At 73.7% G+C, this 26,285-nt stretch carries 30 protein-coding genes; 10 read left to right on the forward strand and 20 right to left on the reverse strand.

Annotated elements, in window-relative coordinates:
- Nucleotides 1-73 precede the first annotated feature (73 nt).
- Nucleotides 74-979, forward strand: coding sequence for a branched-chain amino acid transaminase (locus AB0442_RS14795; RefSeq protein ID WP_366163029.1), 906 nt, complete (start codon nt 74-76; stop codon nt 977-979).
- A 94-nt stretch (nt 980-1,073) separates the two neighbouring features.
- Here the strand turns inward: AB0442_RS14795 and AB0442_RS14800 are convergent, their stop codons facing one another.
- The 8 genes from AB0442_RS14800 to clpS form a co-directional block, all read right to left on the reverse strand.
- The gene (locus tag AB0442_RS14800) at nt 1,074-1,826 is read right to left on the reverse strand and encodes an MBL fold metallo-hydrolase (protein WP_344626803.1); all 753 of its coding nucleotides are present in this window, start codon (nt 1,824-1,826) and stop codon (nt 1,074-1,076) included.
- 262 nt (nt 1,827-2,088) lie between these two features.
- The gene (locus AB0442_RS14805) at nt 2,089-3,057 is read right to left on the reverse strand and encodes a cysteine synthase (RefSeq protein WP_344626804.1); all 969 of its coding nucleotides are present in this window, start codon (nt 3,055-3,057) and stop codon (nt 2,089-2,091) included.
- Complete coding sequence (locus AB0442_RS14810; RefSeq protein ID WP_344626805.1) at nt 3,057-3,335, reverse strand: MoaD/ThiS family protein; 279 nt, start codon at nt 3,333-3,335, stop codon at nt 3,057-3,059. The genes AB0442_RS14805 and AB0442_RS14810 overlap by 1 nt, the downstream gene beginning before the upstream one ends.
- Before the next feature lie 97 nt (nt 3,336-3,432).
- Nucleotides 3,433-3,549 (reverse strand): putative leader peptide, encoded by a 117-nt coding sequence (locus AB0442_RS14815; protein WP_344626806.1) that lies wholly within the window; start codon nt 3,547-3,549, stop codon nt 3,433-3,435.
- Between the two features lie 127 nt (nt 3,550-3,676).
- Nucleotides 3,677-4,108 (reverse strand): M67 family metallopeptidase, encoded by a 432-nt coding sequence (locus AB0442_RS14820; protein WP_366163031.1) that lies wholly within the window; start codon nt 4,106-4,108, stop codon nt 3,677-3,679.
- Between the two features lie 100 nt (nt 4,109-4,208).
- Nucleotides 4,209-5,651: an amino acid permease gene (locus tag AB0442_RS14825; RefSeq protein ID WP_366163033.1), complete on the reverse strand. Its 1,443-nt coding sequence runs from the start codon at nt 5,649-5,651 to the stop codon at nt 4,209-4,211.
- Between the two features lie 184 nt (nt 5,652-5,835).
- Nucleotides 5,836-6,411, reverse strand: coding sequence for a DUF2017 domain-containing protein (locus tag AB0442_RS14830; RefSeq protein WP_363542599.1), 576 nt, complete (start codon nt 6,409-6,411; stop codon nt 5,836-5,838).
- Nucleotides 6,412-6,529: 118 nt separating this feature from the next.
- Complete coding sequence (gene clpS, locus AB0442_RS14835; RefSeq protein ID WP_363542598.1) at nt 6,530-6,823, reverse strand: ATP-dependent Clp protease adapter ClpS; 294 nt, start codon at nt 6,821-6,823, stop codon at nt 6,530-6,532.
- 150 nt (nt 6,824-6,973) lie between these two features.
- Here clpS and AB0442_RS14840 point away from each other — a divergent pair, with 150 nt between their 5' ends.
- Nucleotides 6,974-8,302: a nicotinate phosphoribosyltransferase gene (locus AB0442_RS14840; RefSeq protein WP_366163035.1), complete on the forward strand. Its 1,329-nt coding sequence runs from the start codon at nt 6,974-6,976 to the stop codon at nt 8,300-8,302.
- A 225-nt stretch (nt 8,303-8,527) separates the two neighbouring features.
- On the forward strand, nt 8,528-9,115 hold the full coding sequence (locus AB0442_RS14845; RefSeq protein WP_363542596.1) for an isochorismatase family protein: 588 nt from the start codon (nt 8,528-8,530) through the stop codon (nt 9,113-9,115).
- A 76-nt stretch (nt 9,116-9,191) separates the two neighbouring features.
- Here AB0442_RS14845 and AB0442_RS14850 read toward each other — a convergent pair whose 3' ends face one another.
- On the reverse strand, nt 9,192-10,220 hold the full coding sequence (locus tag AB0442_RS14850; protein ID WP_366163037.1) for a type IV toxin-antitoxin system AbiEi family antitoxin domain-containing protein: 1,029 nt from the start codon (nt 10,218-10,220) through the stop codon (nt 9,192-9,194).
- 316 nt (nt 10,221-10,536) lie between these two features.
- Here AB0442_RS14850 and AB0442_RS14855 point away from each other — a divergent pair, with 316 nt between their 5' ends.
- Nucleotides 10,537-11,217, forward strand: a complete 681-nt coding sequence (locus tag AB0442_RS14855; RefSeq protein WP_366163039.1) for a hypothetical protein — start codon at nt 10,537-10,539, stop codon at nt 11,215-11,217.
- On the opposite strand, the gene AB0442_RS14860 is transcribed toward AB0442_RS14855, so the two are convergent.
- The gene (locus AB0442_RS14860; RefSeq protein WP_366163041.1) at nt 11,192-12,061 is read right to left on the reverse strand and encodes a hypothetical protein; all 870 of its coding nucleotides are present in this window, start codon (nt 12,059-12,061) and stop codon (nt 11,192-11,194) included. The genes AB0442_RS14855 and AB0442_RS14860 overlap by 26 nt on opposite strands.
- Before the next feature lie 116 nt (nt 12,062-12,177).
- Complete coding sequence (locus AB0442_RS14865; protein ID WP_366163043.1) at nt 12,178-13,221, reverse strand: cation diffusion facilitator family transporter; 1,044 nt, start codon at nt 13,219-13,221, stop codon at nt 12,178-12,180.
- Here AB0442_RS14865 and AB0442_RS14870 point away from each other — a divergent pair.
- From AB0442_RS14870 to AB0442_RS14880, 3 genes are all read left to right on the forward strand, one after another.
- Nucleotides 13,195-13,602 carry a hypothetical protein gene (locus tag AB0442_RS14870; protein WP_366163044.1) on the forward strand — a complete coding sequence of 136 codons (408 nt, stop codon included), beginning with the start codon at nt 13,195-13,197 and terminating at the stop codon, nt 13,600-13,602. The two genes, AB0442_RS14865 and AB0442_RS14870, sit on opposite strands and share 27 nt — an antisense overlap.
- A gap of 249 nt (nt 13,603-13,851) precedes the next feature.
- The gene (locus tag AB0442_RS14875; protein ID WP_363542590.1) at nt 13,852-14,241 is read left to right on the forward strand and encodes a hypothetical protein; all 390 of its coding nucleotides are present in this window, start codon (nt 13,852-13,854) and stop codon (nt 14,239-14,241) included.
- Nucleotides 14,242-14,345: 104 nt separating this feature from the next.
- Entirely contained in the window at nt 14,346-15,428 is a 1,083-nt protein-coding gene (locus AB0442_RS14880; protein ID WP_366163046.1) for a DUF2332 domain-containing protein, read from the forward strand.
- Between the two features lie 143 nt (nt 15,429-15,571).
- Here AB0442_RS14880 and AB0442_RS14885 read toward each other — a convergent pair whose 3' ends face one another.
- Nucleotides 15,572-16,102: a DinB family protein gene (locus AB0442_RS14885; protein ID WP_366163047.1), complete on the reverse strand. Its 531-nt coding sequence runs from the start codon at nt 16,100-16,102 to the stop codon at nt 15,572-15,574.
- Nucleotides 16,103-16,688: 586 nt separating this feature from the next.
- On the opposite strand from AB0442_RS14885, the gene AB0442_RS14890 reads away from it, so the two are divergent.
- Both AB0442_RS14890 and AB0442_RS14895 read left to right on the forward strand, forming a co-directional pair.
- A complete protein-coding gene (locus tag AB0442_RS14890) occupies nt 16,689-17,180 on the forward strand; it encodes a GNAT family N-acetyltransferase (protein WP_366163049.1) in 492 nt (163 codons plus the stop codon).
- A 65-nt stretch (nt 17,181-17,245) separates the two neighbouring features.
- Nucleotides 17,246-17,734, forward strand: coding sequence for a GNAT family N-acetyltransferase (locus AB0442_RS14895; RefSeq protein ID WP_366163128.1), 489 nt, complete (start codon nt 17,246-17,248; stop codon nt 17,732-17,734).
- Between the two features lie 63 nt (nt 17,735-17,797).
- On the opposite strand, the gene AB0442_RS14900 is transcribed toward AB0442_RS14895, so the two are convergent.
- From AB0442_RS14900 to AB0442_RS14925, 6 genes are all read right to left on the reverse strand, one after another.
- Nucleotides 17,798-18,091, reverse strand: coding sequence for a hypothetical protein (locus AB0442_RS14900; protein ID WP_366163050.1), 294 nt, complete (start codon nt 18,089-18,091; stop codon nt 17,798-17,800).
- Nucleotides 18,092-18,305: 214 nt separating this feature from the next.
- Nucleotides 18,306-18,512 carry a hypothetical protein gene (locus AB0442_RS14905; RefSeq protein WP_344623450.1) on the reverse strand — a complete coding sequence of 69 codons (207 nt, stop codon included), beginning with the start codon at nt 18,510-18,512 and terminating at the stop codon, nt 18,306-18,308.
- A gap of 90 nt (nt 18,513-18,602) precedes the next feature.
- The gene (locus AB0442_RS14910) at nt 18,603-20,054 is read right to left on the reverse strand and encodes a S8 family serine peptidase (RefSeq protein WP_366163052.1); all 1,452 of its coding nucleotides are present in this window, start codon (nt 20,052-20,054) and stop codon (nt 18,603-18,605) included.
- Nucleotides 20,055-20,148: 94 nt separating this feature from the next.
- Nucleotides 20,149-21,522: a hypothetical protein gene (locus tag AB0442_RS14915; protein WP_366163054.1), complete on the reverse strand. Its 1,374-nt coding sequence runs from the start codon at nt 21,520-21,522 to the stop codon at nt 20,149-20,151.
- A 70-nt stretch (nt 21,523-21,592) separates the two neighbouring features.
- On the reverse strand, nt 21,593-22,063 hold the full coding sequence (locus AB0442_RS14920; RefSeq protein ID WP_366163055.1) for a hypothetical protein: 471 nt from the start codon (nt 22,061-22,063) through the stop codon (nt 21,593-21,595).
- A 157-nt stretch (nt 22,064-22,220) separates the two neighbouring features.
- Nucleotides 22,221-22,898, reverse strand: coding sequence for an endonuclease V (locus AB0442_RS14925; protein ID WP_366163056.1), 678 nt, complete (start codon nt 22,896-22,898; stop codon nt 22,221-22,223).
- A gap of 297 nt (nt 22,899-23,195) precedes the next feature.
- On the opposite strand from AB0442_RS14925, the gene AB0442_RS14930 reads away from it, so the two are divergent.
- Nucleotides 23,196-23,468 carry a hypothetical protein gene (locus AB0442_RS14930; RefSeq protein WP_363542581.1) on the forward strand — a complete coding sequence of 91 codons (273 nt, stop codon included), beginning with the start codon at nt 23,196-23,198 and terminating at the stop codon, nt 23,466-23,468.
- A gap of 132 nt (nt 23,469-23,600) precedes the next feature.
- Here AB0442_RS14930 and AB0442_RS14935 read toward each other — a convergent pair whose 3' ends face one another.
- Both AB0442_RS14935 and AB0442_RS14940 read right to left on the reverse strand, forming a co-directional pair.
- Entirely contained in the window at nt 23,601-24,302 is a 702-nt protein-coding gene (locus tag AB0442_RS14935) for an RDD family protein (protein ID WP_366163058.1), read from the reverse strand.
- 133 nt (nt 24,303-24,435) lie between these two features.
- The gene (locus AB0442_RS14940) at nt 24,436-26,058 is read right to left on the reverse strand and encodes an RDD family protein (protein WP_366163130.1); all 1,623 of its coding nucleotides are present in this window, start codon (nt 26,056-26,058) and stop codon (nt 24,436-24,438) included.
- Nucleotides 26,059-26,285 lie beyond the last annotated feature (227 nt).

The following is a 26,285-nucleotide window of genomic DNA, read 5'->3' on the forward strand; positions in this document are numbered from 1 at the left end:
GGTCCCGGCCATGGCCGGTTCCGCCGTCCTCGGCGCGGGTCGTGCGGGGCGGTGCCGGGGCCAGGATGGCGGCATGACGACGGACGGGGCTTCGAGGATCTGGTTCGACGGCGCGCTGGTGCCGTGGCAGGAGGCACAGGTGCACGTGCTGACGCACGGCCTGCACTACGGGACGGGGGTGCTGGAGGGCACCCGGGTGTTCGGGACGGCCGGCGGGCCGGCGGTGTTCCGTCTGGAGGAACACCTGCGGCGGCTGCTGCGCAGTGCGCACATGCTGCGGATGCCGTTGCCGTACGGGGTGGAGGAGTTGGCAGCGGGCACGGTGGAGCTGCTGCGGTCGAACAGTCAGGGCGCCTGCTACGTACGGCACTTCGCGTTCCTGGGGGACGGCTCGATGGGGCTGGACATGCGGGGGGTGCGGACCAGGACGGTGATCGCGTCCTGGGAGTGGCCGGAGCAACGGCCTTCGGGCGGGCTGCGGTTGAAGACGAGCAGTTGGCGGCGGACGGATCCGAACAGCGTGCCGCCGGCGGCGAAGGCGACCGGGCCGTACCTGAATTCGGTGCTGGCGCGGCGGGAGGCGACGGACGCGGGCTACGACGAGGCGCTGCTGCTGGCGGCGGACGGTTCGGTCAGCGAGTGCAGTGCGGAGAACGTGTTCGCGGTGCGGGACGGGGTGCTGCGGACGCCGCCGGTGGCGGCGGGTGCGCTGGAGGGGATCACGCAGGACACGGTGCTGGTGCTGGCCCGGGACCTGGGGATCGAGGTGCGGGTGGAGCGGCTGCTGCGCTCGGACCTGTACGCCGCGGACGAGGTGTTCGTGTGCGGGACGGCGGCGGGGATCGTGCCGGTGGCCTCGCTGGACGACCGCGGGCTGCCGGCGGCGCCGGGCGGGGTGACGAAGCGCCTTGCGGAGCTGTACCGGGCGGCGGTGTCGGGCGAGGAGCCGCGCTACGCGCACTGGCTGACCCGGGTCTAGACCCCCGGGGTGTGTGGGGGCGCCTCCGGCCGAAGGCCGGGGGGAGAGCTGCGCGGTTCCCCGCGACCCCCGTGGCCTGCTCCCCGGTCCGCCTTCAGTGCAGGTCGTAGACGGCGCCGGGGCGGGCGACCTCGACGGGGCCGTCGAAGGCTGCGGCGGCGTCGCGGCGGTTCTGCTCGGCGTCCGTCCACGGCGGGACGTGGGTGAGCACGAGGCGGCCGACGTCGGCGGCCGCGGCGTGTTCGCCGGCCTCGCGTCCGTTGAGGTGGATCGCCTCGTAGGTCTCCTTGCCGTCGGTGTAGGCGGCCTCGCAGAGGAAGAGGTCGACGCCGCGGGCGAGGTCGACGAGCTCGGCACACTCGCCGGTGTCTCCGGAGTAGGCGAGGGAGGCGCCGCCGTGCTCGACGCGGAAGCCGTAGGCCTCGGTGTCGAGGTGGTTGACCCGGGCGCTGGTGATGCGCAGCGGGCCGAGGTCGAAGCTGCGGTTGCCGAGCGGGCGGAAGTCGAAGACCTCCTTCATGCCGGGTTCCTCCGGCATGTCGTAGGCGCGGGCGAGGCGCTCGGCGGTGCCGTGCGGTCCGTGGACGGGGAGGAGTGCGGGGCAGCCCTCGAGCCGGTAGTTGCGGGCGACCCAGTAGGCGCAGAGGTCGATGCAGTGGTCGGCGTGCAGGTGGCTGAGCAGGACGGCGTCGACGTCGTAGAGGCCGGTGTACTTCTGGAGCGCGCCGAGGGCGCCGTTGCCGAGGTCGATGACCAGGCGGTAGCCGTCGGCCTCGACGAGGTAGCTGGAGCAGGGCGACTCGGCGGACGGGAAGCTTCCCGAGCACCCCACCACGGTCAGTTTCATGCCGAGCCCCTCCGCCCCGATGGGTCATGGTCCACGCCGGCGGGGCACTACCTCTCGGTAGCGGTGCCCCTTCGCGTTGTCGAGGGTAAGGGGCGGGCGGCACTTTGCCCCCGTCTCCGTGCCGCGCTGTGGCTGGAATCACCAGAACGGGCCGGGCCCGGTGGCGGGCCGGACGGGGCGGGTGCGAGCGGCGTACGGCGCGGGCGGCGGCGGGTACGCCGGGGGCGCGGCACCCGTGCGGATGCCGCGCCCCTCGTGCGCCTCAGGCCCAGAGCTGGCCCTGCAGCGCGTCGACCGCGGCCTCGGTCGACTCGGCGGTGTAGATGCCGGTGGAGAGGTACTTCCAGCCGCCGTCGGCGACGACGAAGACGACGTCGGCGCGCTCGCCGGCCTTCGCGGCCTTGCGGGCGACGCCGATCGCGGCGTGCAGGATGGCGCCGGTGGAGACGCCGGCGAAGATGCCCTCCTGCTGGAGCAGCTCGCGGGTGCGCTGCACGGCGTCGGCGGAGCCGACGCTGAAGCGGGTGGTGAGGACCTCGGCGTCGTAGAGCTCGGGGACGAAGCCCTCGTCGAGGTTGCGCAGGCCGTAGACGAGGTCGTCGTAGCGGGGCTCGGCGGCGACGATCTGCACGCCGGGGACCTTCTCGCGCAGGTAGCGGCCGACACCCATCAGGGTGCCGGTGGTGCCGAGGCCGGCCACGAAGTGGGTGACGGTGGGCAGGTCGGCGAGGATCTCGGGACCGGTGCCGGTGTAGTGCGCTCCGGCGTTGTCGGGGTTGCCGTACTGGTAGAGCATGACCCAGTCGGGGTGCTCGGCGGCGATCTCCTTGGCGATGCGCACGGCGGTGTTGGAACCGCCGGCGGCCGGCGAGGAGATGATCTCTGCGCCCCACATGCGGAGCAGCTCGCGCCGCTCCTCGCTGGTGTTCTCCGGCATGACGCACACCATGCGGTAGCCCTTGAGCTTGGCGGCCATGGCCAGCGAGATGCCGGTGTTGCCGCTGGTGGGCTCCAGGACGGTGCAGCCGGGGGTGAGCCTGCCGTCGGCCTCGGCCCGCTCGATCATGTGCAGGGCCGGGCGGTCCTTGATCGAGCCGGTGGGGTTGCGGTCCTCCAGCTTGGCCCAGAGGCTCACCAGGCCGTCGGCGTTCCCGGGCACGGCTGCCGACAGGCGCGGCAGCCGTACCAACGGGGTGTTGCCGACGGCCTCGAGGGGGCTGTCGTAGCGCATTACTTCATGCCGCCGGCGACGGCGGGGAGGATGGTGACGCTGTCGCCGTCGGCGAGGGCGGTGCTGATGCCCTCGAGGAAGCGGACGTCCTCGTCGTTCAGGTAGACGTTGACGAAGCGGCGCAGCTCGCCGGCGTCGAGGAGGCGCTCGGCGATGCCGGGGTGGCGGCTGTCGAGGTCCTGGAACAGTTCGCCGAGGTTGGTGCCGGTGCCTTCGACGGCCTTGGCGCCGTCGGTGTACGGGCGGAGGATGGTCGGGATGCGGACCTCGATGGCCATGGCTGCGCTCCTGTGGAGGTGGGTCGGGTGGGCCGCCGCACGCGGCGCGGCAGGGGTGACGGCCCCGGGGCGGCCGGGGCGGGCTGGCGGTGCCGAGTCAGTGGGCGTCGGCGGTGCCGGGACAGATCGCGCTGGCGAGCCGGCACAGGTCGACGTGCAGGCGCGCCACGAGGCGGATGCCTGGGGCCTGATTGGTCACATCGACGGAACGCATGGGCTCATCGTATAGATTCCCGCCCCCGCAGCGGCATCCACGTCTCGCGATCCGGATGGTTTCGTTTCCCATGCCGAGACGGCGGCCCGCCGCGGCCGGCCGACGGGCCGTGTGCGGCTGCGGCCGGTCAGGCGGAGTACTCCTCGACGACCTGCACGTCTTCCTCCGTGATCACGCCGTCCACGATGCGGAACGAGCGGAACTCGTACGGGTCCTCCTCGCCGTTGCCCTCGGCGGTGGAGACGAGCACGTAGTGCGCCTCCGGCTCGGAGGCGTAGCTGACGTCGGTGCGCGAGGGGTAGGCCTCGGTGGCGGTGTGCGAGTGGTAGACGACCACCGGGACCTCGTCGCGGTCGTCCATCTCCCGGTAGAGCTTGAACAGGTCACCGGAGTCGAACTCGTAGAAGGTGGGCGAGCGGGCCGCGTTGAGCATCGGGACGAACCGCTCGGGCCGGCCGCTGCCCTCGGGGCCGGCGACCACGCCGCAGGCCTCGTCCGGGTGGTCGGCGCGGGCGTGGGCCACGATGAGGTCGCGCAGTTCTCGGGTGATGGTCAGCATGCGGCCAGGATAGCGACGGCCGGCCCCGGGTCAGGGTCCGGGACCGGCCATCGTCTCGACTGCCGGACGCCCGCCGGACGGCCGGCGGGCGTCCGGCGGATCAGCGGCCGGTGCCCGCGTCCGACCGGTCGCGGTCGGGGCCGCGGACCGCCTCGGGGCTCCTGCGGGAGAGCACCAGGTAGCCGGCGGTCAGCAGTGCGGCCCAGACCGGGAAGACGTAGAGCGAGATCCGGGCGTCCTCGTCGAAGCCGATGAGCACGACGACCAGGACGAGGAAGGCCAGCGCGAGCCGGCTCGGCCACGCCCCGCCGGGGGCCTTGAAGGTGGGGGCGGGCAGTCGGCCGTCCTGCCAGGCGCGGCGGTAGCGGATCTGGGCGACCAGGATGACGGCCCAGGTCCACAGTCCGCAGACGGTGGCGACGGAGGTGACGTACTCGAACGCCTTGCCGGGGGCGAGGTAGTTGAGCACCACGCCGACGCCCATGAGCAGGCAGGAGACGGTGATCGCGGCGGCCGGGGTGCGGCGGGCGTTGAGCGCGGTGAGGCTGCCGGGGGCCTGGCCTCGCAGGGCGAGGTCGCGCAGCATCCGACCGGTGGAGTACATGCCGGAGTTGCAGGAGGAGAGGGCGGCGGTGAGCACCACGAAGTTGATGACGGAGGCGCCGGCCGGGATGCCGACCTTCTCGAAGGCGGCGACGAACGGGCTGACGCCGGGCGCGAACTCCTGCCACGGGACGAGCGAGAGGATGACGACCAGGGCGCCGATGTAGAACAGCGCGATCCGCCAGGGCAGGGTGTTGATGGCGCGCGGCAGGGTGCGGGCCGGGTCCTCGCTCTCGCCGGCGGTGACGCCGACGAGTTCGACGCCGAGGTAGGCGAACATGACGATCTGAAGGGTCATCACGGTGGCGCCGACGCCCTTGGGGAAGAAGCCGCCGTCGGCCCACAGGTGGGTGACCGACGCGGTGTCACCGGCGTCGGAGAAGCCGAGGGTGAGCACGCCGACGCCGATGAGGATCATGCCGAGGATGGCGGTGACCTTGACCATCGAGAACCAGAACTCGATCTCGCCGAAGAGCTTCACCGAGATCAGGTTGGCGCCGTAGAGCAGCACCAGGAAGGCGAGCGCGCTGGCCCACTGCGGGACGCCGGGCGCCCAGTACCGCACGTACACCGCGGCCGCGGTGGTCTCGGCCATGCCGGTGACCACCCAGAACAGCCAGTACGTCCAGCCGGTGACGAAGCCGGCGAACGGGCCGAGGAACTCCCGGGCGTACTCGGAGAAGCTGCCGGAGACCGGGCGGTAGGTGAGGAGTTCGCCGAGCGCGCGCATGATCACGAAGATCACCAGGCCGGCCACCGCGTAGCTGAGGATCAGGCTGGGACCGGCCTTGGAGATGGCCGTGCCGGCGCCGAGGAAGAGACCGGTGCCGATCGCGCCGCCGATGGCGATCATCTGGATCTGGCGGCTGCCCAGTCCGCGGGCGTAGCCCTCCTCGTCCGGCTCGGTGTCGATCACCTCGTCGTAGCGCTGATCGGCCATGGGCGTACCGTCCTCGGGTCGTGGGGAGGTGAGAAGTCGTACCACGGAACGCCCGGATACCGGTGTTCATCTGAGCGTTAATTGAGCATGTCATGTCCGGACCCGTCCCCATGTGCCCGAAATGCCGCACCCCCGGGTCCACATGGTGGACACGGGGGTGCGGTGCCGCCGAGGTGGCGCCGGGTCAGCCGGCCATCGCCTCCAGCAGCGACTCCTGCATGCCGCCGAGCCAGAGGTACGCCATCACCAGCGGCTTGCGCGGATCGCTGTCGGGCAGCGCGTACAGCCCTTCCTCGTCGTCCTCGGTGACGTCCAGTCGGGAGCCGAGGGTCAGCCGCAGGTCGTTCAGCGCGCCCAGCCAGCGCGGGCAGTCCGCGGCCGGGACGGTCAGCACGCCGCCGTCGCCACCGAGCCCGTCCAGGGCCCGGACGACGCTCAGCGCGTCCTCGCGCTTGCGGGCCCTCAGGTCCAGCTCGGTGTAGCGGCGGAACTCGCCCGCCATCGCCCTGGTCTCGGTGTCGGCGGGCTCGCCGGGCTCGCCGTACGCGTCGGGGAAGAGCCTGGCCAGCGCGGGGTCGGCCGGAGCCTCGGTCGGCCCCTCGGCGAACAGCGCGGCCAGCGGGTCGTCGCCGGTTCCGCCGGGGCCGGGGCCGATCAGCTCCAGCATCTGCACCTCCAGCGACCGGAGGATGGAGGCCTCCACCTCGTCGAGCGCGATCGCCGCGGTGCCCTCGCCGGCACTCTCGAACAAGCCAGCCATGAGTCCTGAATCAGCCCCGTTCGCGTGTCTGTGGGTCTCGGTGTGTGGTGTCGCGGCCGTGCCGCCGACCCTGGCGACCGGCGCGTGCGGTGCCCGGCCGGGCGGGGGCCGCCGTGCGTCAGTCGTGCTGGAGGGTGGCCCAGAGCCCGTAGCCGTGCATCGCCTGCACGTCGCGCTCCATCTCCTCGCGGGTGCCGCTGGAGACGACGGCGCGGCCCTTGGTGTGCACCTCCATCATGAGTTCGCGGGCCTTGTCCTTCGGGTAGCCGAAGTAGGCCTGGAACACGTACTGCACGTAGCTCATCAGATTCACCGGGTCGTTGTGGACGATGGTCACCCACGGTGTGTCCGGTTCCACCGCCGGCAGGCCTTCGACCTCCGGGCGCTCGATCTCGACCGGCGCGACACTCACGACTGGCTCTCTCCTCTGCGGCTGACCGGGGTGGAGGCGCGTCTCCCCCTGCCCTCATGCTTCCATCCGGGGGACTTCCGAGCGAATCCGGGTCAACATCACGCCAGAGAAATCGTCAATCTGACGCTAAGTGGTAGTAGCATCATCGTCATGGACGCCATCACCGCGCACCGTTCCACCGCGCTGCTCACCGACCGCTACGAGCTGACCATGCTGCAGGCCGCACTGCGCAGCGGTGCCGCACACCGCCGCTCGGTCTTCGAGGTGTTCACCCGGCGGCTGCCGAACGGCCGCCGCTACGGCGTGGTCGCCGGCACCGGCCGGGTCCTGGACGCCGTCGAGGCCTTCCGCTTCACCGGCCCCCAGCTGGACTGGCTCGCCGACCAGCGGGTGGTGGACGACGCGACGCTGCGCTTCCTCGCCGACTACCGCTTCTCCGGCGACATCCACGGCTACCCCGAGGGCGAGGTGTACTTCCCCGGCTCGCCGCTGCTGACCGTCGAGGGCAGCTTCGCCGAGGCCGTGATCCTGGAGACGCTGGTGCTCTCCGTCCTCAACCACGACTCGGCGATCGCCGCCGCGGCCTCCCGGATGACCGCCGCCGCCGGCGACCGCCCGGTGATCGAGATGGGCGCGCGCCGCGCCCACGAGGCCGCCGCCGTCTCCGCCGCCCGCGCCGCCTACATCGCGGGCTTCAGCGCCACCTCCGACCTGGAGGCCGGCTTCACCCACGGCATCCCCACCACCGGCACCGCCGCCCACGCCTTCACGCTGCTGCACGACAGCGAGCGCGACGCCTTCACCGCCCAGGTCGAGTCGATGGGCCGCGGCACCACGCTGCTCGTCGACACCTACGACCTGGCCGAGGCCGTCCGCACCGCCGTCGAGGTCGCCGGCCCCGAACTCGGCGCCGTCCGCATCGACTCCGGCGACCTGACCCTGCTCGCCCACCGGGTGCGCCGCCAGCTCGACGACCTCGGCGCGCACAAGACCCGGATCATCGTCACCTCCGATCTGGACGAGTACGCCATCGCCGCGCTGGCCGCCGCGCCGGTCGACGGCTACGGCGTCGGCACCAGCCTGGTCACCGGCAGCGGCCACCCCACCTGCGCGATGGTCTACAAGCTGGTCGCCCGCGAGAGCGCGCCCGGCGGGCCGCTCGTCCCGGTCGCCAAGCGCTCGGCCGGCGGCAAGACCAGCACCGGCGGCCTCAAGTGGGCGGCCCGCCGACCCGACGCGGACGGCGTCGCCGAGGCCGAGGTCGTCGGCACCGGGCCTGTGCCCGCCCACCTGGAGCCGCACCTGCTGCACGTCCCGCTGGTCCGCGGCGGCGAGGTCGTGGGGCGCGAACCGCTGGACGCGGCGCGCGAGCGGCACCGGCGCGCCCTCGCGGCGCTCCCGATGTCGGCCACCCAGCTGTCGAAGGGCGACCCCGTGATCGTCACCGAGCTGACGAGCGGCGCGACCGCCGCCGGGTGAGCCCGCCGGGCCTTCCGCCGCCGCGCGTCACTCCCTACAGTCTTCTCGGCACCACCACGGCCTCCACGCCACCCCCACGTTCCGCCCGTGGTTCCGTCCCGGTCCCACCAGCGGTCCCGCCCAGGCCCCACCCGCACCTCCAACCGCACCTCCACCCGCACCGTCCGAACCGCCCGACCCCCACCGCGGCCCGCCGCGGACCGTCCACACCGAGAGAAGCCAGCCATGCACCGGGCCCTGATCGTCGTCGACGTGCAGAACGACTTCTGCGAAGGCGGCAGTCTGGCCGTCGCCGGCGGCGCCGAAGTGGCCGCCGCCATCACCGACCTGATCGCGGACGCCTCCCCCGGCTACACCCACATCGTCGCCACCCGGGACCACCACGTCGACCCCGGAGCGCACTTCGCCGAGGACCCGGACTACGTCACCTCCTGGCCCGCGCACTGCGTGGCCGGCACCGAGGGCATCGGCTTCCACCCCAACTTCGCACCCTCGGTCACCTCGGGCGCGATCGAGGCGGTCTTCGACAAGGGCGCGTACGCGGCCGCGTACAGCGGCTTCGAGGGCCGCGACGAGAACGGCGGGACGCTGGCCGACTGGCTGCGCGAACGGGAGGTCACCGAGGTCGACGTGGTCGGCATCGCCACCGACCACTGCGTGAAGGCGACCGCGCTCGACGCCGCCCGCGAGGGCTTCACCACCCGGGTGCTGCTCGAACTGACCGCCGGCGTCGCCGCCGGCACCACCGAGGCGGCACTGGCCGAACTCCGCTCCGCGGGAGTCGAGCTGACCGGCAGCCCGGTCCTGCGCTGAAGCCGCGCCCGGCACCGGAACGGCCGAGGCAGTCGGCGGCCGGGATCGGCGGCCGGGCCGGTCGCCGCACGGCCGGTCAGCGGTCGGTGACCACCAGCTCGACCACGTCCGCCCCGCCCGCCCGGAAGGCCTCGCGGAGCTCGCCGCCGACTTCGTCCGGCTCGGCGGCGACCCGCGCACCGGAGACGTACACCACCCGTACCCCCAGGTACTCCATCCGGTGCTGCTCCCCGCGCACCCAGGCGGCCTCGCCCTCGCTGACGCAGCGCAGGTCGGAGTCGACGGCCACCGCCACGCCGACCTCCGGCCAGTACAGGTCCGGCACCGCCACGTAGGTGCCGCCGCGCATCCGCAGTTCGGGGCCGACCAGCGGCACGGGCAGCAGCCACTCGTCCACCAGCTCGCCGATCCGGGCGAGCACCGACTCCCGCTCCATGGCGAGGAGTTCGTCCAGCGCGGCACGCACCCGGGGCTCGGTCAGCAGCCGGGCCTCGCCGAGTTCCGCCACCAGCTCCCGCAGGGCGCAGCCGCCCTCGGTGCGCGTCACCGCCTCGCGGAGCATCGCCCGCAGCAGCGCCGGGCGGACGGCACCGCTCTCGAAGGCCCCGGTGTCCGTCCACTCGCGCACCGCGTCGGCCACGGCGCGCGCCACCGGCGCACAGGCCAGGCCGTGCACCGAGCGGGCCACCAGCTCACGGCCGGTGCGCAGGATCCGGACGGAACCGGCGTCCTTCAGGCGCCGCTGACGGGGCACCAGCACCTCCACGCCGGTGACGGCCGGCAGCCGGGGCACCGAGGCGAAGCCGTACAGCGCCAGCGCCGCCGCGCCGGTGATCACGGCGCCCTCGCGGCCGCCCTCGTCCCGGCCGTCCTGCGCCGCGTAGAGGAGGGCCGCCCACATCCGCTGCTCGGGGGTCGGGTCGCCGTCCTGGAGCAGGTAGACGCGGGGCAGCAGCCGCTGCCACGGCCCACCGCGACGGCAGTGCTCGGTGACCGCCCGGGCGGGCACGCCGCGGGCCCGCAGCTGGCTCGCGGTGACCACGTTCTGCTGACGCCGAGCCAGCTCTTCCAGGGAGAGCGGCTGGGAAGGAATCCGGTAGCTCATGTCGACACCCTCCCCAACGCCGTCACAGTCGCACGCGCGACTTGACGACCTGTTACCCAACCGTCGCGAAAACGGGACGGCTCCGTCCTAAAGTCCCCATACCCTCACCCGTTCGACGTATGGGACGTTCACTCGAATGCCGGATTAGATCGGAATTGGTAGGTGACGATCCGTTTTTCATCGAATCGGCACATCAACGATCATGGAGTGGGGGCACCCCGATGATCAGCGATTACTGACCCAGAGTGACCAAGGCCATACGGTGGAGCACCACCCGCCGACCACCGGCACCCGCCGGATTGCCTACCATCGGCACATGCCACGTGACGAGATCCCCGGCCTGCGCGCCGCCCAACTGCGCCTCGGCCGCCTGCCCGGCTACGTCCGCCGGCCCGACCTCGCCCGCCGCAACAGCGCGGACGGCCACACGTACAAGAAGGGCTGGGAGGTCCGCTTCACCGCCCGCACGGAGGCCGAGATAACGGAGATCCGCGACCTGGTGATCGCCGCCGGGTTCGCCCCGGCCCGGCCGTTCTTCAAGGGCCACCAGCTGATCCAGCCGGTGTACGGCATCGCCGCCGTCCAGGCCTACCTGGCCGCCCGGGAGGCCTTCGAGGAGCTCGCCCGGGCCCGCGCCGCAGACGCGGACGGCACGGACGAGGCGGGCGCCCCCGGTGCCCCCGACGCCCAGGCGGGCCGCACCAGAACGGTGCCGATCCCCGAGCAGCTCTGCCGGGAGGCCGCGGCACCCGTCGCCGCGGCTGCCGCTGCGGCGGCCGCGGCCGGCGCGGCGGCACTGGCGGCCAACAGCGCGGGCACGGCCGCCCCTGCCGGTGCGGCGCCGGCCGGGGCCGCCGTCCGCGAGCTGTCCGGCGTCCCGGCCACGGCCGGCCGACGGGCCGGCGGACGCGGCCGCCGCACCGCGGGCAGCGCCGTCGGTGCCGGCAGCGCGATCGGTGCCGTCGGCGCCGTCAGCGCAGCCGGTCGTACGTCCTGAAGGTGTAACTCGCGTCGTACGAGAGCAGGTTGCCACTCGCCGCCGGAAGGCCGAGCCGGTGGGACAGCAGCCCGGTCAGCGGGCCGCAGCCCTCCGGCGCGGGGACGGCGAAGCCCTCGTCGTACGCGGAGAAGTGGATCAGCGGCGGGTTCCGGGAGACCCACTCCGAGGAACCCGCCCGCTGGAAGTGCAGGCTCACCGGCGCGCTCCGCCCGATCTCGCAGCCGTCCGGCAGCAGCGGGCCGGAGAGCCGGAAGCGCATCTCCATGCTGCCGGTGTAGAAGTCCGAGGCGCCGCCGTACTCCGCCTCCAGCGACAGCCCGAGCACCGGGCTGCGATCCCCGGCCGGGGTGCCGGGCAGGCCGCCTGGCACCGCCACCGGGCCGCCGCCGTGCCAGGCGCCCCAGACCTGCCCCGGCGTGCCGTCCGCGAGCGGGCCCTCGGCGTGCACCATCATGATCGGCCGCAATGCCGGGAGGTCGGCGGCGCCCAGGCGCAGCTTCGGGGTGGCCAGGTGCACCTCGCACCGCCAGCGGGCCGGGTCGACCCCCTGCGGGAGCTCCGGACAGTCGGCGTAGCCGGCCTCCAGCGCGGCCGGTTCGGCCTCCGGGGTCGCAGCGGACGCCGCGGCCGTGGACGCCGTGACGGCGGACGCCGCAGGGCCTGCGGCGGCGGGAGCGTGGGCGGCGGGGGCGGTGTCGGCCGCCTGTGCGGCGGAGGGGGCGGCCAGGGCGAGGCCGGTGGCCGTGAGGACGGTGACGGCGGCGATCCCGGCCCGGCGGGGACGGCGGGGACCGCGGGAGCGGTCGGGGCGGGCGGCGTCCTGAGCGGCGTGGGTTTCCATGGCGGCCAGCCTGCTGCCCGGGGCCCTCCGGCCGACATCGGTGAGAGCCCGGACGGCGCCCGGACAGCACCCTGACGCCGGGTCAGGGACGGCCCCCGACGGCGGCCCGGAGGCCGTCAGCGCAGGGCGGCGCGCACCGCCGCCGACTCCGCGGCCACCGTCCCCTCCTCCGGCCCGGCCGGTTCTGCGGCATCGACGTGCACGGTCGCCGCGACCAGGCGCGGCACGGCCCGTTTCAGCGCCTGCTCGGCGGCCTCGGCGACCAGGTGACCCTCCGCCACGGTGAGCGAGCCGTCGACCGCCACCTCGGCCTCGGCGCGCAGCGCGTGGCCGACCCAGCGCATCCGCAGCGCGCCGACCGCCCGCACCCCGTCCACCCCTCGCAACCCGCGTTCGGCGGCATCCACCAGCGCGGGCTCGACCCCGTCCATCAGCCGGCGCCCGACCTCGTGCACCGAGCTGCACAGCACCGCCAGCATCACCGCGGTGATCACCAGGCCGACCAGCGGATCGGCGACCTGCCAGCCCAGCGCCGAGCCGCCCGCGCCGAGCAGGACGGCCAGCGAGGTGAGCCCGTCGGCGCGCGCGTGGACGCCGTCCGCGACCAGCGCGGCCGAACCGATCCGGCGGCCGGTGCGGATGCGGTAACGTGCCACCCACTCGTTGCCCAGGCAGCCCACCACCGCCGCAGCCGCCACCGCCCAGACGTGGCCCACCTGTTGCGGGTGGAGCAGCCGGTCGACGGCGGTCACGGCGGCCAGCACGGCGGACGCCGCGACGGTGGCCAGCACGGCCACCCCTGCGAGGTCCTCCGCCCGTCCGTAGCCGTACGTGAAGCTGCGGGTGGCGGCGCGGCGGCCGAGCAGGAAGGCGATGGCGAGCGGGACGGCGGTGAGCGCGTCGGCCGCGTCGTGCACGGTGTCGCCGAGCAGCGCGACCGAGTCCGAGAGCACCACCACACCCGCCTGCAGGACGGCGGTGAGGGCGAGGACGAGGAGCGAGATCCACAGGGTCCGCAGCCCGTCGGCGGAGGTCTCCACGGCCTCGTCGACCTTCTCGGAGGCGTGGTGGGTGTGCGGGCGGAGCAGGTGGCCGAGTCGGGCGGGGGCGCCGCGGCCGTGGGTGCGGTGGCAGTGGCGGTGCTCGTGTTCGTCGCGCACGTCGCGCAGGACGTGTTCGTCGCGTTCGTCGTTCGTGTCGTGTTCGTCGTGGCGGTGGCGCTCGTGGCGCTGGTTGGGCTGGGTGGGCTGGTGCGGCTCGTGGGGGTGGACGTGGTGGACCGGACGGTCCCGGAGGCGGGTGCCGTGGGGGACGGCGCCCTGGGGGCGCGCGCCGTCGACATGCGCGTCCGAAAAGCGCGCGGCGGGATCGCCCGGCGCCCGGGTGTGCGGATCCCGGCCGTGCGGACCCCGGGGGTGCGGGTCTCCGCCGGGTGCGGTCCGCGGGGGGCGTGGGTGATCGGATGGATGCGCCGGATCCGTCATGCGCCCCACGGTCGCACATCGACACCGCTGCAGCCATCACCGCCGTACCCTCCGTGACCAGGTGCGATACCCTCGCACCTGCCGGAGGCCCCGGCAGGTCGGCTGATTGACCGTCATATCGCAGCGAGCTCAGGCCGGTTCCCGCTCCCCTCGACGGGGCTTGTCACCCAAAGCAGCCGTGCGAGGGCCTAGAGTGAGCACCGGGCTACCCTTCCGACGCGACCAGATCGAGAGGCTGATGTGACTGATCGTCATGTCCCTGCCACGGTATCGATCAGCCCCGCCGCCGACATCGGTCTGGCAGCCATGCCCCTGGAGTTCACGGCGTTCTGCGAACTGCACCGCCCCCGCTACCTGAGTTACGCCAAGGTCTGGTTCCACGAGCCGACCGCGGCCGGCCGGGTGGTCGACCAGGCGTTCTGCACGCTCGCCCAGGTGTGGCCCGAGGTCCTGGGCAGCTCCAACCCCACCGCCATCGCCTGGCAGATCCTGCGGAGCACGGTCGCGGAGTGCGAACGCCCGAACAGCGAGCCGCTCGCCGAGCACCGCCCGGCGCCGGCCGACGAGGACCTCGCGATCCTGCACTACGTGGTGGGCCTGGCCGCACCCGAGATCGCCGACGTGGTGGGTGCGGAGACCGCCAGCGTCGCCGGGCAGCTCCGCCACGCCCTGCGCCGCATGCCCCAGGAGTGGTGACCCGGGTCACGGGAAACCGGTGATCCGAATCACCGCACGCCCTACTGCCGGGCGCTACCCCGCGGGCGAATGATGATCTCCAGTCGACCGGACGGAGAACCCACGTGTCCATCGAGCACACCGTCGCCGTGTTCGAGCAGCAGGCCGTCGCCTGCGCCGAACTCGGCTCCCCGCTCTACGCCGCCCTGTTGCACGCCGCTGCGGCCGACATCCGCGAGGGCGGGCCCTGTGCGGCGGCCGTCGCCGGCCACGAGGACGACGCCGGGCCGCAGGCCGTGGCACTACGGCTGCTGGGCGGCGTGCACGCCCTGGTCCTCACCGGCCGGGCCCCGGAGCTCGCCGCCCACTACCCGAGCGCCGGCGGCAGCGTCGACCCCGCGCGGCCCGACACCGCCTGGCCCGCATTCCGGCAGGCCGTCGCCGACAACCTGCCGTGGGTACGGGACTGGCTGACCCGGCCGCCGCAGACCAACGAGGTCGGCCGCTCGAACCTGCTGATCGCCGGTCTGCTGCACACCCTGGGCGAGCGCCGCCTGCCGATCCGGCTGCTCGAACTGGGGTCGAGCGCCGGTCTCAACCAGTTGGCCGACCGCTTCCACTGCTCCTCCCCCGGCTACTCCTGCGGGCCCGCCGATTCGCCGGTCCAGCTGCCGGACGCCTGGCGCGGCACACCGCCCTCCTGGCTGCCCGCCCGGGCCGAGCCGCTGGCCTTCGCCGAACGCCGCGGCTGCGACCTCACTCCGATCGACCCGCGCTCGGCGGAAGGCTCGCTGGCCCTCCGCGCCTACCTGTGGCCCGACCAGCCGGCCCGCACGGCCCGGCTGGAGGGTGCGCTCCGGCTGGCGGCGGAGGTGCCCACCCGGGTCGAGGCCGTGGGCGCCGCCGACTTCCTGGCCGGTGCCGAGGTGGCCGAGGGCATGCTCACCGTGGTCTGGCACTCCGTCATGCGCCAGTACGTCCCCGCGGAGGAATGGGCGCGGGTGGAGGACGAGTTGGCGCGGCTGGCCACCTCCTCCTCGCCCACGGCGCCGTTCGTCCACGTCGCCTTCGAGCCACGGCGGATCGGCGACCGGCACCGGTTCGTGCTCGCCGTCCGGAGCGGCACCGGCCCGGAGGAACTGCTCGCCGAGGCCGCCCCGCACGGGCTGCCCGCCTGGCCCGCCGAACCCGGCTGGACAGCAGCCTGAGGCAGTGGCCCGGCGGCCGGGGCTGCAGCCCGGACGGGAAGTCGTGCGCCGGCCTCAGGAGGCGGTGGGCAGGCCCGTGGGACCCGGTCCTGCCACAGGCGGCGGCAGGACCGACCCGGCGGCCGGAGCGGGTCCGGCACGGGTCAGAGGCGGACGCCGGTGACGTCGTACAGGTGGTGCACCGGGTCGTGGATCAGGTAGTGCGAGAAGCTGTCCACGGTGAACCGCGCACCGTCGCTCCGCAGACCGGTGCGCTGCCACTGCTCGCCCGACACCCCGGCGAAGGACCGCGCCAACTGCTCGGCCGCGGCGGCCAGGTCCGCGCTCACGGTGGCCGGGTCCTGCTCGGCGTAGCGCTCGGCGACCGCCGTCGCGTCCTGGTCCCAGTTGGCGAAGGCCGGGGCCTCCTCGGTGAGCATCAGCACGAGCCGCCGGTCGAAGAGCCGGAAGACGTCCCGGACGTGGCAGGCGTACTCCAGCGTGGACCAGACGTCGGGCTGCGGACGGCGCCGCAGCTGGGCCGGGTCGTCCGCGAGCAGCCGCTGCCACTCGGCGGCGTTGGCGCGCACCATGCCCGGCACGTCCTCGCGGACGACGGCCGGGGTGTCCAGGCCGCAGTCGTCGCAGGAGCGCTCGAGGACCCAGGTCCAGTCCTTGGTGTCAGGAGTGATCATGCGTCCAGGATGCCGTCGGCCGCTCCCGCGCCACCAGTGGCGGGAACGCCAGCCACCGCCAAGATGCTGCCATCGGCCCCGCCGCAGGTCACCGGGGGCGGCGCGGAGCGCGAGGGCACACTCCTCGGGCAGCGGTGCACGGCAGCGCGCGGCGGCGGCCGGATACCGCGGGCCGGCCTCGCACCGGCCGTTCCGGCGGCGGGCCGGCGAGCCCACCACCGTGAGCAGGCCCGCCGTGAGCGGATCGGTGCCCGGGCGCGGCCGCTGCCGGGCTCGGGCAGCGGGCCGGACGGGCCGGTGACCGCAGGTCGGACCGGGCGATGGGAACGGCGAATGCCGGGGATGCGGGGCATCAGGAGGTCTTCGTTCATGGCCCCAATGGCAGCACGATCCGGACGGCCCCGGCGTGATCCGCCCCCAGCCTGTGGATAACTCTGCTGTTCCGGAGATCCTTCATACCTTCGAGTGATCCCGCTGGTCCGCCCCCGGCCCGTACCGCCGGACGGCCCGGGGGCGGCGGGCAGCGGACGGCCGAGGCCCGAAAATGCGTTGCACGGGGCCGAGGGCGTCCGCCGAGAATGACGAGGTGAACGTCGCTGCACCCGATACCTGGTCCATCGCTCCCGCACCGGTCGACGATCCCGACGCCCGCACGGTGCTGCACGCCTACCTGGACGAGCTGATCAGCCGCTACTACGGCAGGCCCGCCGAGGAGGCGGAGATCGCCCACGAGGCCGGCGACGGCGCCGACCTGCTCGGCGACCGCGGAGTCTTCCTGGTCGCCAGGGCCGGTGGGGCACCGGTGGCCTGCGCGGGCGTCCGCTGGCTCGCGGCGGACACCGGGGAGCTGACACGCGTGTTCGTCACCCGGTCCGCCCGCCGCGGCGGCGCCGGACGGCGTCTGGTCACCGCCGCCGAGGACGTCGCACGGGCCCGCGGGGTGACGCGGATGCTGCTCAACACCCGCCGCGACCTGACCGAGGCGATCGCGCTGTACACCCGCCTCGGCTACCACCCGACCGACCCCTACGGCGACGACCCGTACGCCGAGCTCTGGTTCTCGAAGGAGCTGGTATGACCGAGCACGGCACGACCACGACCACGACGCAGGCCGCACACGACGCACCGGCCACGCCCGCCGGCATGACCATCCGTGCGGCCACCCCGGCCGACTGGCCCGCGATCTGGCCGTTCCTCCGCGACATCGTCGCGGCGGGCGACACCTACACCTGGCCCCGGGACATCTCCGAGGCCGACGCCCGCGACATGTGGCTCAAGCAGCCACCGGGCCGGACGGTGGTCGCCGTGGACGCCGACGGCACCGTCCTCGGCACCGCGGAGACCCATCCGAACCAGGGCGGCCCCGGCTCGCACATCGCCAACGCGGGCTTCATGGTCGACCCGCGCCGCGCCCGGCGCGGGGTGGGCCGCGCCCTCGGCGAGCACGTCATCGCCCAGGCCCGCACCGACGGCTACCGGGCGATCCAGTACAACGCCGTCGTCGCCACCAACCACCGGGCCGTGGCGCTGTGGAAGTCCCTGGGCTTCGAGACCGTCGGTACCGTCCCCGAAGGCTTCCTGCACGCCGAACTCGGCTACGTCGACCTGCTGGTGATGTACCGCAGGCTCTGAGCCGAGGCCGAGGCCGAAACGGGAACCCGGCACGAGCCGGAGACGGACGGCCTGCCGGCTGCGTCAGCCCGCCGCCAACGCTGCCCGGAGCCGGAGCGCCAGCCGGTCCATCTCCTCCGGACCGACCGCGGCGGCGGCGTCCTTGCCGAGCAGGCCGAACACCCGCGGCCCGCGCAGTTCCTCCGGCTGGTCGGGGCTGCGCGGCACGACGTGGAAGTGCACGTGGGCGAAGCCCTCCGCCTCGGCGAACTGCGCGACGTACGTCTTCGCGCAGCCCGTCACCTCGGCGAGCGCCCTGGAGAGCCGGACCTGCCAGAGACCGAGGCCGGCGGCCTCCGCGTCGGTCAGCTCGGCCACCGCCGTGACGTGCCGCCGGGGCAGCAGGACGAGCCACCCCGGCAGCGCGGAACCGAAGGCGTGGGCGACCCGCCAGTGCTCGTCCCCTGCGATCGACTCGCGCGGAGGCAGGCCTTCCGGGTCTCCCGTGCGAACACATGTGTAACAATCCACGGCCGCGAGCCTAGTGCGGCGACAGCCGTCCGTAATCAACGATTGTGGAAACCCGGGCTGTTCAGCCGGTGGTGGTGTCGTCGTCCTGGACCGCACAGATCGCGTCGATCGCGGCCTGCCCGAGACCGGGGAACACCGACGACAGCATCGCCTCGCAGACCGCAGCCTCCTCGGGCGTCTTGGGCCCGTCCGCGAACGCGGGCGCCGGGGCGGCGAAGACTGTGGCGGCAGCGGCGAGCGCGAGAACGGCGCAGAGCTTCTTGAACATCGGACGGCCCTTCGGGTACTGGGGACAAGTAGTCCACCAGTACCCGAAGGGCCGTCGTGACCTGCGAACCTTCCGCCGTTCGTAGGCGTGTCAGCGGTAGGGGCTGCCGCCTGCCGGAGGCTGCTGCGGCGGGTACTGCTGGTAGGGCTGCGAGGAGCCGAACTGCTGCGGCTGGCCGTTGCCCTGGCCCGCGTACGAGGACTGCTGGGGCTGCCCCTGACCGGCGTACGGCGCCTGCTGCTGCGGGGGGAACTGCTGAGCACCCGGACCGTACGGCGGCGGGGTCGGCGGCACGAAGCCACCACCGCCGCCACCGTTGCCGCCACCACCGCTGCCGTTGCCGCGCGACCGCCGGACCAGCACGATCACGCCGCCGAGCACCACCAGCGCCAGGACGCCGACGATGGCCAGCACGTACACCGGGATGCCGCCGTCCTCCTTCGCGGCGGAGGAGTCACCGGGCACCGAGCTGTTGCCCGGGGCCGGCTTGGACGCCGCGGAGGACGGCTTGCCCGACGGGTCCGCCTGCGACTCCACCCGGGTGAGCAGCGGGTTCTCCTTCGGCCCGTTGTCGACCGCGGGGTTCGGCGCGAGCGCACCCTTGGCGGAGGCGATGCCGTAGCCGTACTTGCTGTTCGGGACGGGCGACTTGTCCGGAGGAGCGACAGCCGACTTGATCATCCGGTTGATGACCTGGCCCGCCGAGAGGTTCGGGTACTTCGAGCGGACGAGCGCGGCGATGGCGGAGACGTAGGCGGCCGCGCCGGAGGTGCCGTTGCCCTTGCCGTAACTGGAAGCCGACTTGGCGGTCGCACTGTAGATGTCCACGCCGGGTGCGGCCAGGGTCACCTCGGGACCGCTGTTCGACTTGGACCAGATGTTGCCCTGCGAGTCGATGGCCGTGACGGCTACCACCCCGGGGAAGGCCGCGGGGTAGATCACGGGGCGGTCGGAGCCGAAGTTTCCAGCAGACCCGACCAGCACGACGTCCTTGTCAACGGCGTACTTGACGGCATCCCGAACTGCCTTGTCCTCCGCAGTACCGCCGACGATCGACATATTGATGACCTTGGCGCCGTGATCCGCTGCGTAACGAATGGACGCCGCGATGTCGCCGGAGCCGGCGCTGCCGCTGTCGATGTCGAACGTGCCAATGCGCACCGGAAGGATCTTGGCTTTGGGCGCCAGACCCATGATTCCGGCGTCACTGCCGTGGCCGTGACCGGCGATGAGACTCGCCATGCCGGTTCCGTGACCGACCTTGTCGGTCTTGTAGTCCACGCCGTTCTCATTGGAGAAGTCAGCGCCCGGCAGCACCTGTCCGATGAGATCCTGGTGGTCGGCGACCCCCGAGTCGATGACCGCCACAGTAACGTTCTCGCCCTGGCTGATGGGCCAGACATCCCTCGTTACGTGGTAGTTGCCCAGCGCCCACTGGCCGTCGCGAACGGTGTCCGCACTCGCCGGGGCGGCGCTGATCCCCCACACGAGGGCGCCCGCAGCAAGCACGGCCATACCCCGCATCGGTCGGTTGGTCGTCAAGCCGTCGTCACCTCATCCGTCCGGTGGGCGTCTCGTCGCCGGAACAGCGACGAGACGCCCGATCAGCTGTGGGTGCACCTGGGGGTGCTGGGGATCATTCCACCACGTCGGGGTTGGCCCGCTCCCCCGACGCCCAGGTCTCCTCGTCCTCGACGAGGTAGTCGGGACGCCGCTTGCCGTCCTTCTTGTCCTTCTTCTTGCCGGCCTGCGAGCCGGGCATCCCGTGGCCCTGGCCACCCGCTCCGGCAGCGCCCTGTCCCGGGCGGTTGCGCCCGAGGCCCGATCCACCCTCGGTGAAGGAGCCGCGTCCGGCTCCGCCCTTCCCGGGCTCGCCGACCACGCCGCCGCCGCGCCGCGAGAGGCTTCCGCCCGCGCCGCCACCGGCCGACCGACCACCGGCGCCCGAACCGAGGCCGTTGCCGCCGCCCATGCCGCCCGAACCGAAGGCGTTACCGCCGCGGCCAAGGCTGCCCCCGGTCCCACCGGATCCACCACGGCCGAGACCCGTGCCGCCTGTGCCACCAGTGCCGCCGCGACCGCCACCGCCACCAAGACTGGTGTCGAAGACGCCGCCGCCCCCATGCTGGCCCCCGCCACCGCCGCCCGGGCCGGTGTGACCGGGACCGGTAGCGGGGCCGCTAGTGGTGGGCGGCCGATTGGTCACCGTGGCACCGTCGATTCCGGTGCCCGGTCCAACAGGCGTCGGCGTCTTGGGCTTGGGGGTGGGGTTCGCGGTACCACCGCTGATGCCACTGTCGGTGATGCGGGCCGTGGAGGTCTTCGGCGACTGCGGCGAGGCCGTCGAGGAGGACCGGCGGGTCGTGGAGGAGCCCGAACCGGTGCCCGAACCGGAGCTGGAGCCGCCGGTGAGACCGAGGCCTCCACCGACCAACAGCCCGCTGATCGCACCAGCAGCGGATGAGTCTGGCGCAGGAAGGTCCTCAATGTCCTCCTGGCCGCGCGGCGGCGGCTTCAGGTTGGCCGTCGCCACCCGGTACTTCGCCGCCAGCGTCTCCATGACGGCGACCGCCTGGGCCTTCTTCTCGTCGGTGACGGCGGTCCTGGTGTCCTCGTCGTCAACGCCGACGGTCGACTTGGCGGTGTCGCTGATCGCGTCGCCGGCCTTGTCCCAGAAGCTCGGCTCCTCGGGCATGTCCCGCTTGGCGGTGTCGATCGCCTCGGACATCATCTGCATGGTCTGCGCCGCGTCATTGGCATAGGCTGCGGCGTTATTGACGGCATTCGCGAGCCTGGTCATCTTCGTGTAGAAGGCATCGCTGGTCGCGCCCTCCCACGAGGACGTGGCGTCCGCCGAGGCGGTGTTCAGCGCCGTACGGATCTGCTTGAGCGTGTCGGCGGCCTTGCGCCAGGGGTCGCTGGCCGCCATGACGCCGCCGGAGTCCATCGACTGGACCATGCCGCGCATGTCACCGTGGCTGTAGCCGTTGAAGTTCGTGTATCCGCTCATGCTCGGACGCCTTCCGTCCCCGTCCCGAAATCGGCCTCAAGCTGACTGTCCCTGTTCAGGACATCGTTCACTACCACGACGGTTGCGGGTCTCCGCTACCTGCCGGTGAACTGCCCGCGGGACCCTTCGGACCCACCGCTGGACCGGCGGCGCTGTTCGACCGGTAGGCCGCGGTGACGGGCGTGGCGGTGCTGCCCACGGACCAGCCGTCGGAGTTGACCTTGAGGGAGTGGGAGGTCTCGTGCTCCTGCTCCTCGTAGTTCCGCGCCGTCAGCTCGGCCTTGTGCTGGGCTTCCTCGATCGCCTGCTGGAGGGCGTCCAGGACGTCGCGCAGGCTGTCCCGCATGTCCTGATACTTGGCATGCAGCGCCTCGGCCTCGGAGAAGGTGCCGAACGCGCTGCGGCTGACCCCGCTCTGGCTGTGCACTCGGGAGCCGCCCGCGGCGGACTCGAACTCGCCCAACAGTCCCCGTACCTGCGACGCGAAGGCGCGCAGGTTGTCCACTTCCACGCGGTAGCCGGAACCGCTCCCCGTGCTCACGTCTTTCGTGCCTCCCCCGTACTTCCTGGCGTCATGACCCGGGTCTTGACCCTTATGTCTAACACATGCCACGTCGGGCCAAAACCAACCCCTCACGGACCGAGCCGGGCCTCCCGGCTGACCTGCGGCTGGGCCGGGTGCGTGAACTGTCGGCCCGTCAGGCGACGGCGGCCGCCAGCGCGCGGCGGCAGAGCGAGTCGGCGCGCCGGGTGGTCTCGGGGAGGCGGAAGGAAGGGGTGAGGGCGAGCGTGGTCTCCACCGCTTCGGCCAGGCCGATGCGGTGGCCGACGGAGACGAAGACCGGCTTGACGCCCTGCCGGGTGCGGACGGCCCGGCCGACCTCTTCGCCGGCGTCCATCAGCGTCGACCAGGCGCCGCGTTCGGGGCCGGGCGTCTGGTGGGTGAACGTGAACGGGGTCTTGGCGACGCCGATGGTCCGCAGTCCGGTGTGGACGCCGAGGTGGCTGGCCAGGCCGAGGCGGCGGGGGTGGGCGAGTCCGTACCCGTCGCAGACCACGAGGTCGGGCTCGTGCCGCAGGGCGGCGAGCGCCTCCAGTACGGCCGGGAGTTCACGGAACGCCAGCAGGCCGGGGAGGTAGGGGAAGGCGACCGGGCCGACGGCGGTGGACTCGTCGACGACCTCCAGCGTGCCGTAGTCGAGCAGGACGGCTGCCGCGGCGACCACGTCCCGCTCGTCGTCGTAGGCCACGTCCACGCCCGCCACCAGCGAACCCGCCGCGGGCGCGGGTCCGGTGGCGGACACCAGCGGCCTCAGACGCTTCTGGACGGCGAGTGCCTCGGCCTCCTCGGCCGGCCAGTCGGCGGGAACGCTCACAATCTCCCCCAAGTGTCATGACGGTGTTCCGACGATCACCGTACCGACCGCGGCCGGGCAGGGGCGCAGCGCCGTGGCATCGGGGGCGGCCGGCCGTGAACCCGTGCGCCCCTCATGCCCGGCATATGCGGGATTACGCTGGACGTAGAGGTCCGCCGTGCTGGGTAGACCTCCGAAGGGCCCTCTCCGGGGCCCACCGACCAGGCACTGCCCCGACACTGACCTGATCCCCGGCCTGCTCCCCGACCTGGCCCCCGACCGGCTCCCCCGCCGACTCCGCATGAAGGACTGACCGCCATGCCGCGTCCGACGCTCCCTCAGATCTGCACCGGCACCTTCACCGTCGTCGTATCGGCCGTCGCCCTGTTGGCGGTCTCCGGGTCCACGGGCGTGTTCGAGGTCGCGGTGCTGGTGGCCTTCGCCGTGGCGCTGGGGACGCTCGCGACGGCGCTGTTGATGACGCTCTCCGCGCAGCGGCGCACCGACCGCGGCGTGCCGGCCGGCGCGGAGCCGGCCCGGGAGGCATCGACGGTGCCCGGGCCCCGGCCGGAGTACGCGGGCCGGTCCTGACCGTCCGCCGTACCGCACCTGTCTCCGCACCGCACCTGCCTCCGCGGGCCGCGGCCGGTCCTGACCCCGGCGGTGGCCCGCGGATCGTTCCACCGGCCCTGCCCGGCCGCCCCGGCCCGGTGGGGGCGGGCGTCAGACCGCGGTGGAGACCACCACCGTCTTCGCAGCCTTGTCGTGGATGCACTGCCGGTACGGCTTGTCGAAGACGCCGAACAGGCCGTCGATCGGCCACCAGAGTCCGCCGCAGCAGATCAGCGCGGGGACGATGAACACCGCGGCCCGGGTCCAGGCGGCCGCCGGGCCGGGCACGCTCCCGTCGGCGAGCATGGCGACCCGGACCTTCATCAGCTTCTTGCCGAGCGTCTGGCCGTCCCGGCCGAGCATCAGGCCGCCGTAGACCAGCCAGAGCAGGTAGCCGAGCCAGGTCGCACCGACCCAGCCGTCCTGCTTGCCGAAGCTGGCGAACGGGACCACCAGCGCCACGGCGACCGCCTCGACCAGGACGAAGTCCACCAGGGTGGCGACGATCCGGTTGGGCCAGGTGCCGAGCGGCGGCATTCCGGGCACCGGGCCGGCACCGGGCGCCGTACCGGGGGTCGGCGGCGGTGCCGCCCCGTGGCCGGGGCCCGTCCCGAAACCGGGCGGCGGGGCACCGTAGGTCCCGGTGAACTCGCCGGGGGTGTCGTACGGGCTGCCCGTCGGCGGCGGAGGCGGCGGCGCGCCGTACGGGTCGGACGGCGCACCCGACGGCGTGCCCTCCTGCGGGGGCTGCTTGTCGAAGGAGGGCTTGCCGCCCCCTTCCGGCTCCTGGCCTGAGGGGTCATTGGTGCTCATGCACCGAGTAGAACATCGGACATGCCACGGAATCGGCACATCCGGTACGTTTTGACGGGGTTGCCGAACGGCTCACGACCGCCCGGAGAGGCGCCGGCAGCGTGCCGACGGCGCGCCCGGCGGTGACGTCCGATCAGCCCTTCACCACGCGGGTGGCGGCCGCCCGGTCCTGCCATCCGCGGCGGGCCCGCCGGTCGAACAGCGGCCAGAGCAGGCCGACCGGCATCAGCACGGACAGCTGCCTGACGGCCCACCGCACCAGCGATCGGCCGAACGAGGGCGGTGTGCGCCGCCCGCTGCCGCCCCCTCGGGCGTCGACCACCCGGATCCGGACGAGCCGCTTGCCGAAGGTCTGGCCGGTCCGGGCCGTCGGCAGCACCTCGTACAGCACGCCGAACACCACCAGGACGCCGATCAGGACGCCCGCCTTGCCCAGGACGACGCCGTCGACCAGCCAGACCCGCACCTCGTGGCCCGCCAGCGCGGAGGCCGCCCGCGCCTGGTCGAGCTTCTCCCGGACGTGCGCGACGGCCTCCGTACCGAGCGGCACCCCGGCTGCGGCCGCCACCACCAGGACCAGCAGGGAGTCGACGATCCGCGCGGCCAGCCGGCGGCCGAGCCCGGCGGACTGCAGCGCGGCCGGCTTCGGCGCCGGCTTCGATGCCTGCTTCGTCGCCTGCTTCGGGGCCGCCTTGCGTGCCGCCGCGGCCGGGCGCTGCTCGGCGGGGCGCTGCTCGGCAGCACGCCGGCCGGACGCGGCCTGCCCGGAGGGGGTCGGTGCGGAGGGACGGCTCACCGGCGCGGGCCGCTCGGCCACCCGCGGGGCCGCCCCGGCGCCGGGCTCCGGGGAACGGGGCGCCGCACGCTGCGGAGCCGCCGACCGGGCGGCCTCCGGCCGGAGCGCCGTGGCGGGCGCCTCCCTCGGCACCCGCTCCTCGCGCCGAGCCGGTCCGGAGAACGTACGCGCAGGCTCGACCCACGGGACCTCCGACAACGGCTCCACCGCAGGCACCGCCTCGGCCACGGCAGGCTCCGCGGGAGCAGGCTCGGTCACGGCAGGCACGTCGGGTTCTGCCTCGACCGTCGCCCCGGGTGTCGGCGGCGCCTCCGGCTCCTCCTCCGCCACCACCGTCTCGGGCGCCGCAGAGTGCACTGCGGAGTGCACCGCGGAGTTCTCCGTGGGCTGCGGCTCGGCCGCCTCGGCCTCAGGGGCGGCGATCGCGCCGGGCGCCGCCTGCAGGGCCTGAGGGGCCCGGACGGGGGCCGGCGCCGGGAAGGACGGGGGCGCGGCCGCGTGCTCGACCTCGGCGAACTCGACCTCCGCGCCGGTCGGCAGCACACCCCAGGACACCCAGCGCGGGGCCGCACCGGTCTCCAGCAGGCCGCGCTGCGCCCTCGGATCGGCCTGCCACCCGGACCCGCCGGACCGCGCCGCGGGGACCCGCTCCTCCGTCTCCTGCGCGGCGGACGGCTGCGCCGCCGGGGTCAGGGTCTCGGGCAGGGCCTCGGGCGGGGCCGAGCGGGCGGACGGGGCGACGACCGCGGCCGGCGGGGGCACCAGGGTCGGCGGAACGTGGCGCAGGGCAGGCTGCTCGGCCCGCACCGGTTCGACGTCCGCGCGCGGGCGCAGCTCGACCTCGGCGTGGGCGGCCATCACGAACGAGGCCCCGGCGGACGTCTCGTCGAAGTACACCGGCCCGGTCTGCGTGTCCGAGTCGGAGAGCGGCGGGGACGGCCGGTCCGGCAGCGACGGCATCGCCGGTGCCGGCACCCCGGCCGGCGCGGGCTCACCCGGTGCTGGCTCGACCCCTGCATGCTCGACGGACAGGGACACGGACACGGACACGGACGCGGGCCCTGACCCGGACTCGGCGGACCCGGACCCCGACCCGGCGTCCGGAGGCCCGGCCGGTGACGGCACGGCCGGTGCAGCGCCCCCGGAAGCGCCCGGGGCGGCCGAGGGGACGGAGACCGGCGGAGCGG

Origin of the sequence: Kitasatospora sp. NPDC085895, from assembly GCF_040702125.1 — a bacterium.
Taxonomy (GTDB): Bacteria; Actinomycetota; Actinomycetes; order Streptomycetales; family Streptomycetaceae; genus Kitasatospora; species Kitasatospora arboriphila.

Coding starts and splice junctions, on each gene's coding strand:
- AB0442_RS14795 (WP_366163029.1), top strand. CDS start 74: ATGACGACGGACGGGGCTTCGAGGATCTGGTTCGACGGCGCGCTGGTG.
- AB0442_RS14800 (WP_344626803.1), bottom strand. CDS start 1,826: ATGAAACTGACCGTGGTGGGGTGCTCGGGAAGCTTCCCGTCCGCCGAG.
- AB0442_RS14805 (WP_344626804.1), bottom strand. CDS start 3,057: ATGCGCTACGACAGCCCCCTCGAGGCCGTCGGCAACACCCCGTTGGTA.
- AB0442_RS14810 (WP_344626805.1), bottom strand. CDS start 3,335: ATGGCCATCGAGGTCCGCATCCCGACCATCCTCCGCCCGTACACCGAC.
- AB0442_RS14815 (WP_344626806.1), bottom strand. CDS start 3,549: ATGCGTTCCGTCGATGTGACCAATCAGGCCCCAGGCATCCGCCTCGTG.
- AB0442_RS14820 (WP_366163031.1), bottom strand. CDS start 4,108: ATGCTGACCATCACCCGAGAACTGCGCGACCTCATCGTGGCCCACGCC.
- AB0442_RS14825 (WP_366163033.1), bottom strand. CDS start 5,651: ATGGCCGATCAGCGCTACGACGAGGTGATCGACACCGAGCCGGACGAG.
- AB0442_RS14830 (WP_363542599.1), bottom strand. CDS start 6,411: ATGGCTGGCTTGTTCGAGAGTGCCGGCGAGGGCACCGCGGCGATCGCG.
- AB0442_RS14840 (WP_366163035.1), top strand. CDS start 6,974: ATGGACGCCATCACCGCGCACCGTTCCACCGCGCTGCTCACCGACCGC.
- AB0442_RS14845 (WP_363542596.1), top strand. CDS start 8,528: ATGCACCGGGCCCTGATCGTCGTCGACGTGCAGAACGACTTCTGCGAA.
- AB0442_RS14850 (WP_366163037.1), bottom strand. CDS start 10,220: ATGAGCTACCGGATTCCTTCCCAGCCGCTCTCCCTGGAAGAGCTGGCT.
- AB0442_RS14855 (WP_366163039.1), top strand. CDS start 10,537: ATGCCACGTGACGAGATCCCCGGCCTGCGCGCCGCCCAACTGCGCCTC.
- AB0442_RS14860 (WP_366163041.1), bottom strand. CDS start 12,061: ATGGAAACCCACGCCGCTCAGGACGCCGCCCGCCCCGACCGCTCCCGC.
- AB0442_RS14875 (WP_363542590.1), top strand. CDS start 13,852: ATGCCCCTGGAGTTCACGGCGTTCTGCGAACTGCACCGCCCCCGCTAC.
- AB0442_RS14885 (WP_366163047.1), bottom strand. CDS start 16,102: ATGATCACTCCTGACACCAAGGACTGGACCTGGGTCCTCGAGCGCTCC.
- AB0442_RS14895 (WP_366163128.1), top strand. CDS start 17,246: ATGACCATCCGTGCGGCCACCCCGGCCGACTGGCCCGCGATCTGGCCG.
- AB0442_RS14905 (WP_344623450.1), bottom strand. CDS start 18,512: ATGTTCAAGAAGCTCTGCGCCGTTCTCGCGCTCGCCGCTGCCGCCACA.
- AB0442_RS14915 (WP_366163054.1), bottom strand. CDS start 21,522: ATGAGCGGATACACGAACTTCAACGGCTACAGCCACGGTGACATGCGC.
- AB0442_RS14930 (WP_363542581.1), top strand. CDS start 23,196: ATGCCGCGTCCGACGCTCCCTCAGATCTGCACCGGCACCTTCACCGTC.
- AB0442_RS14935 (WP_366163058.1), bottom strand. CDS start 24,302: ATGAGCACCAATGACCCCTCAGGCCAGGAGCCGGAAGGGGGCGGCAAG.
- AB0442_RS14940 (WP_366163130.1), bottom strand. CDS start 26,058: ATGCCGTCGCTGCCGGACCGGCCGTCCCCGCCGCTCTCCGACTCGGAC.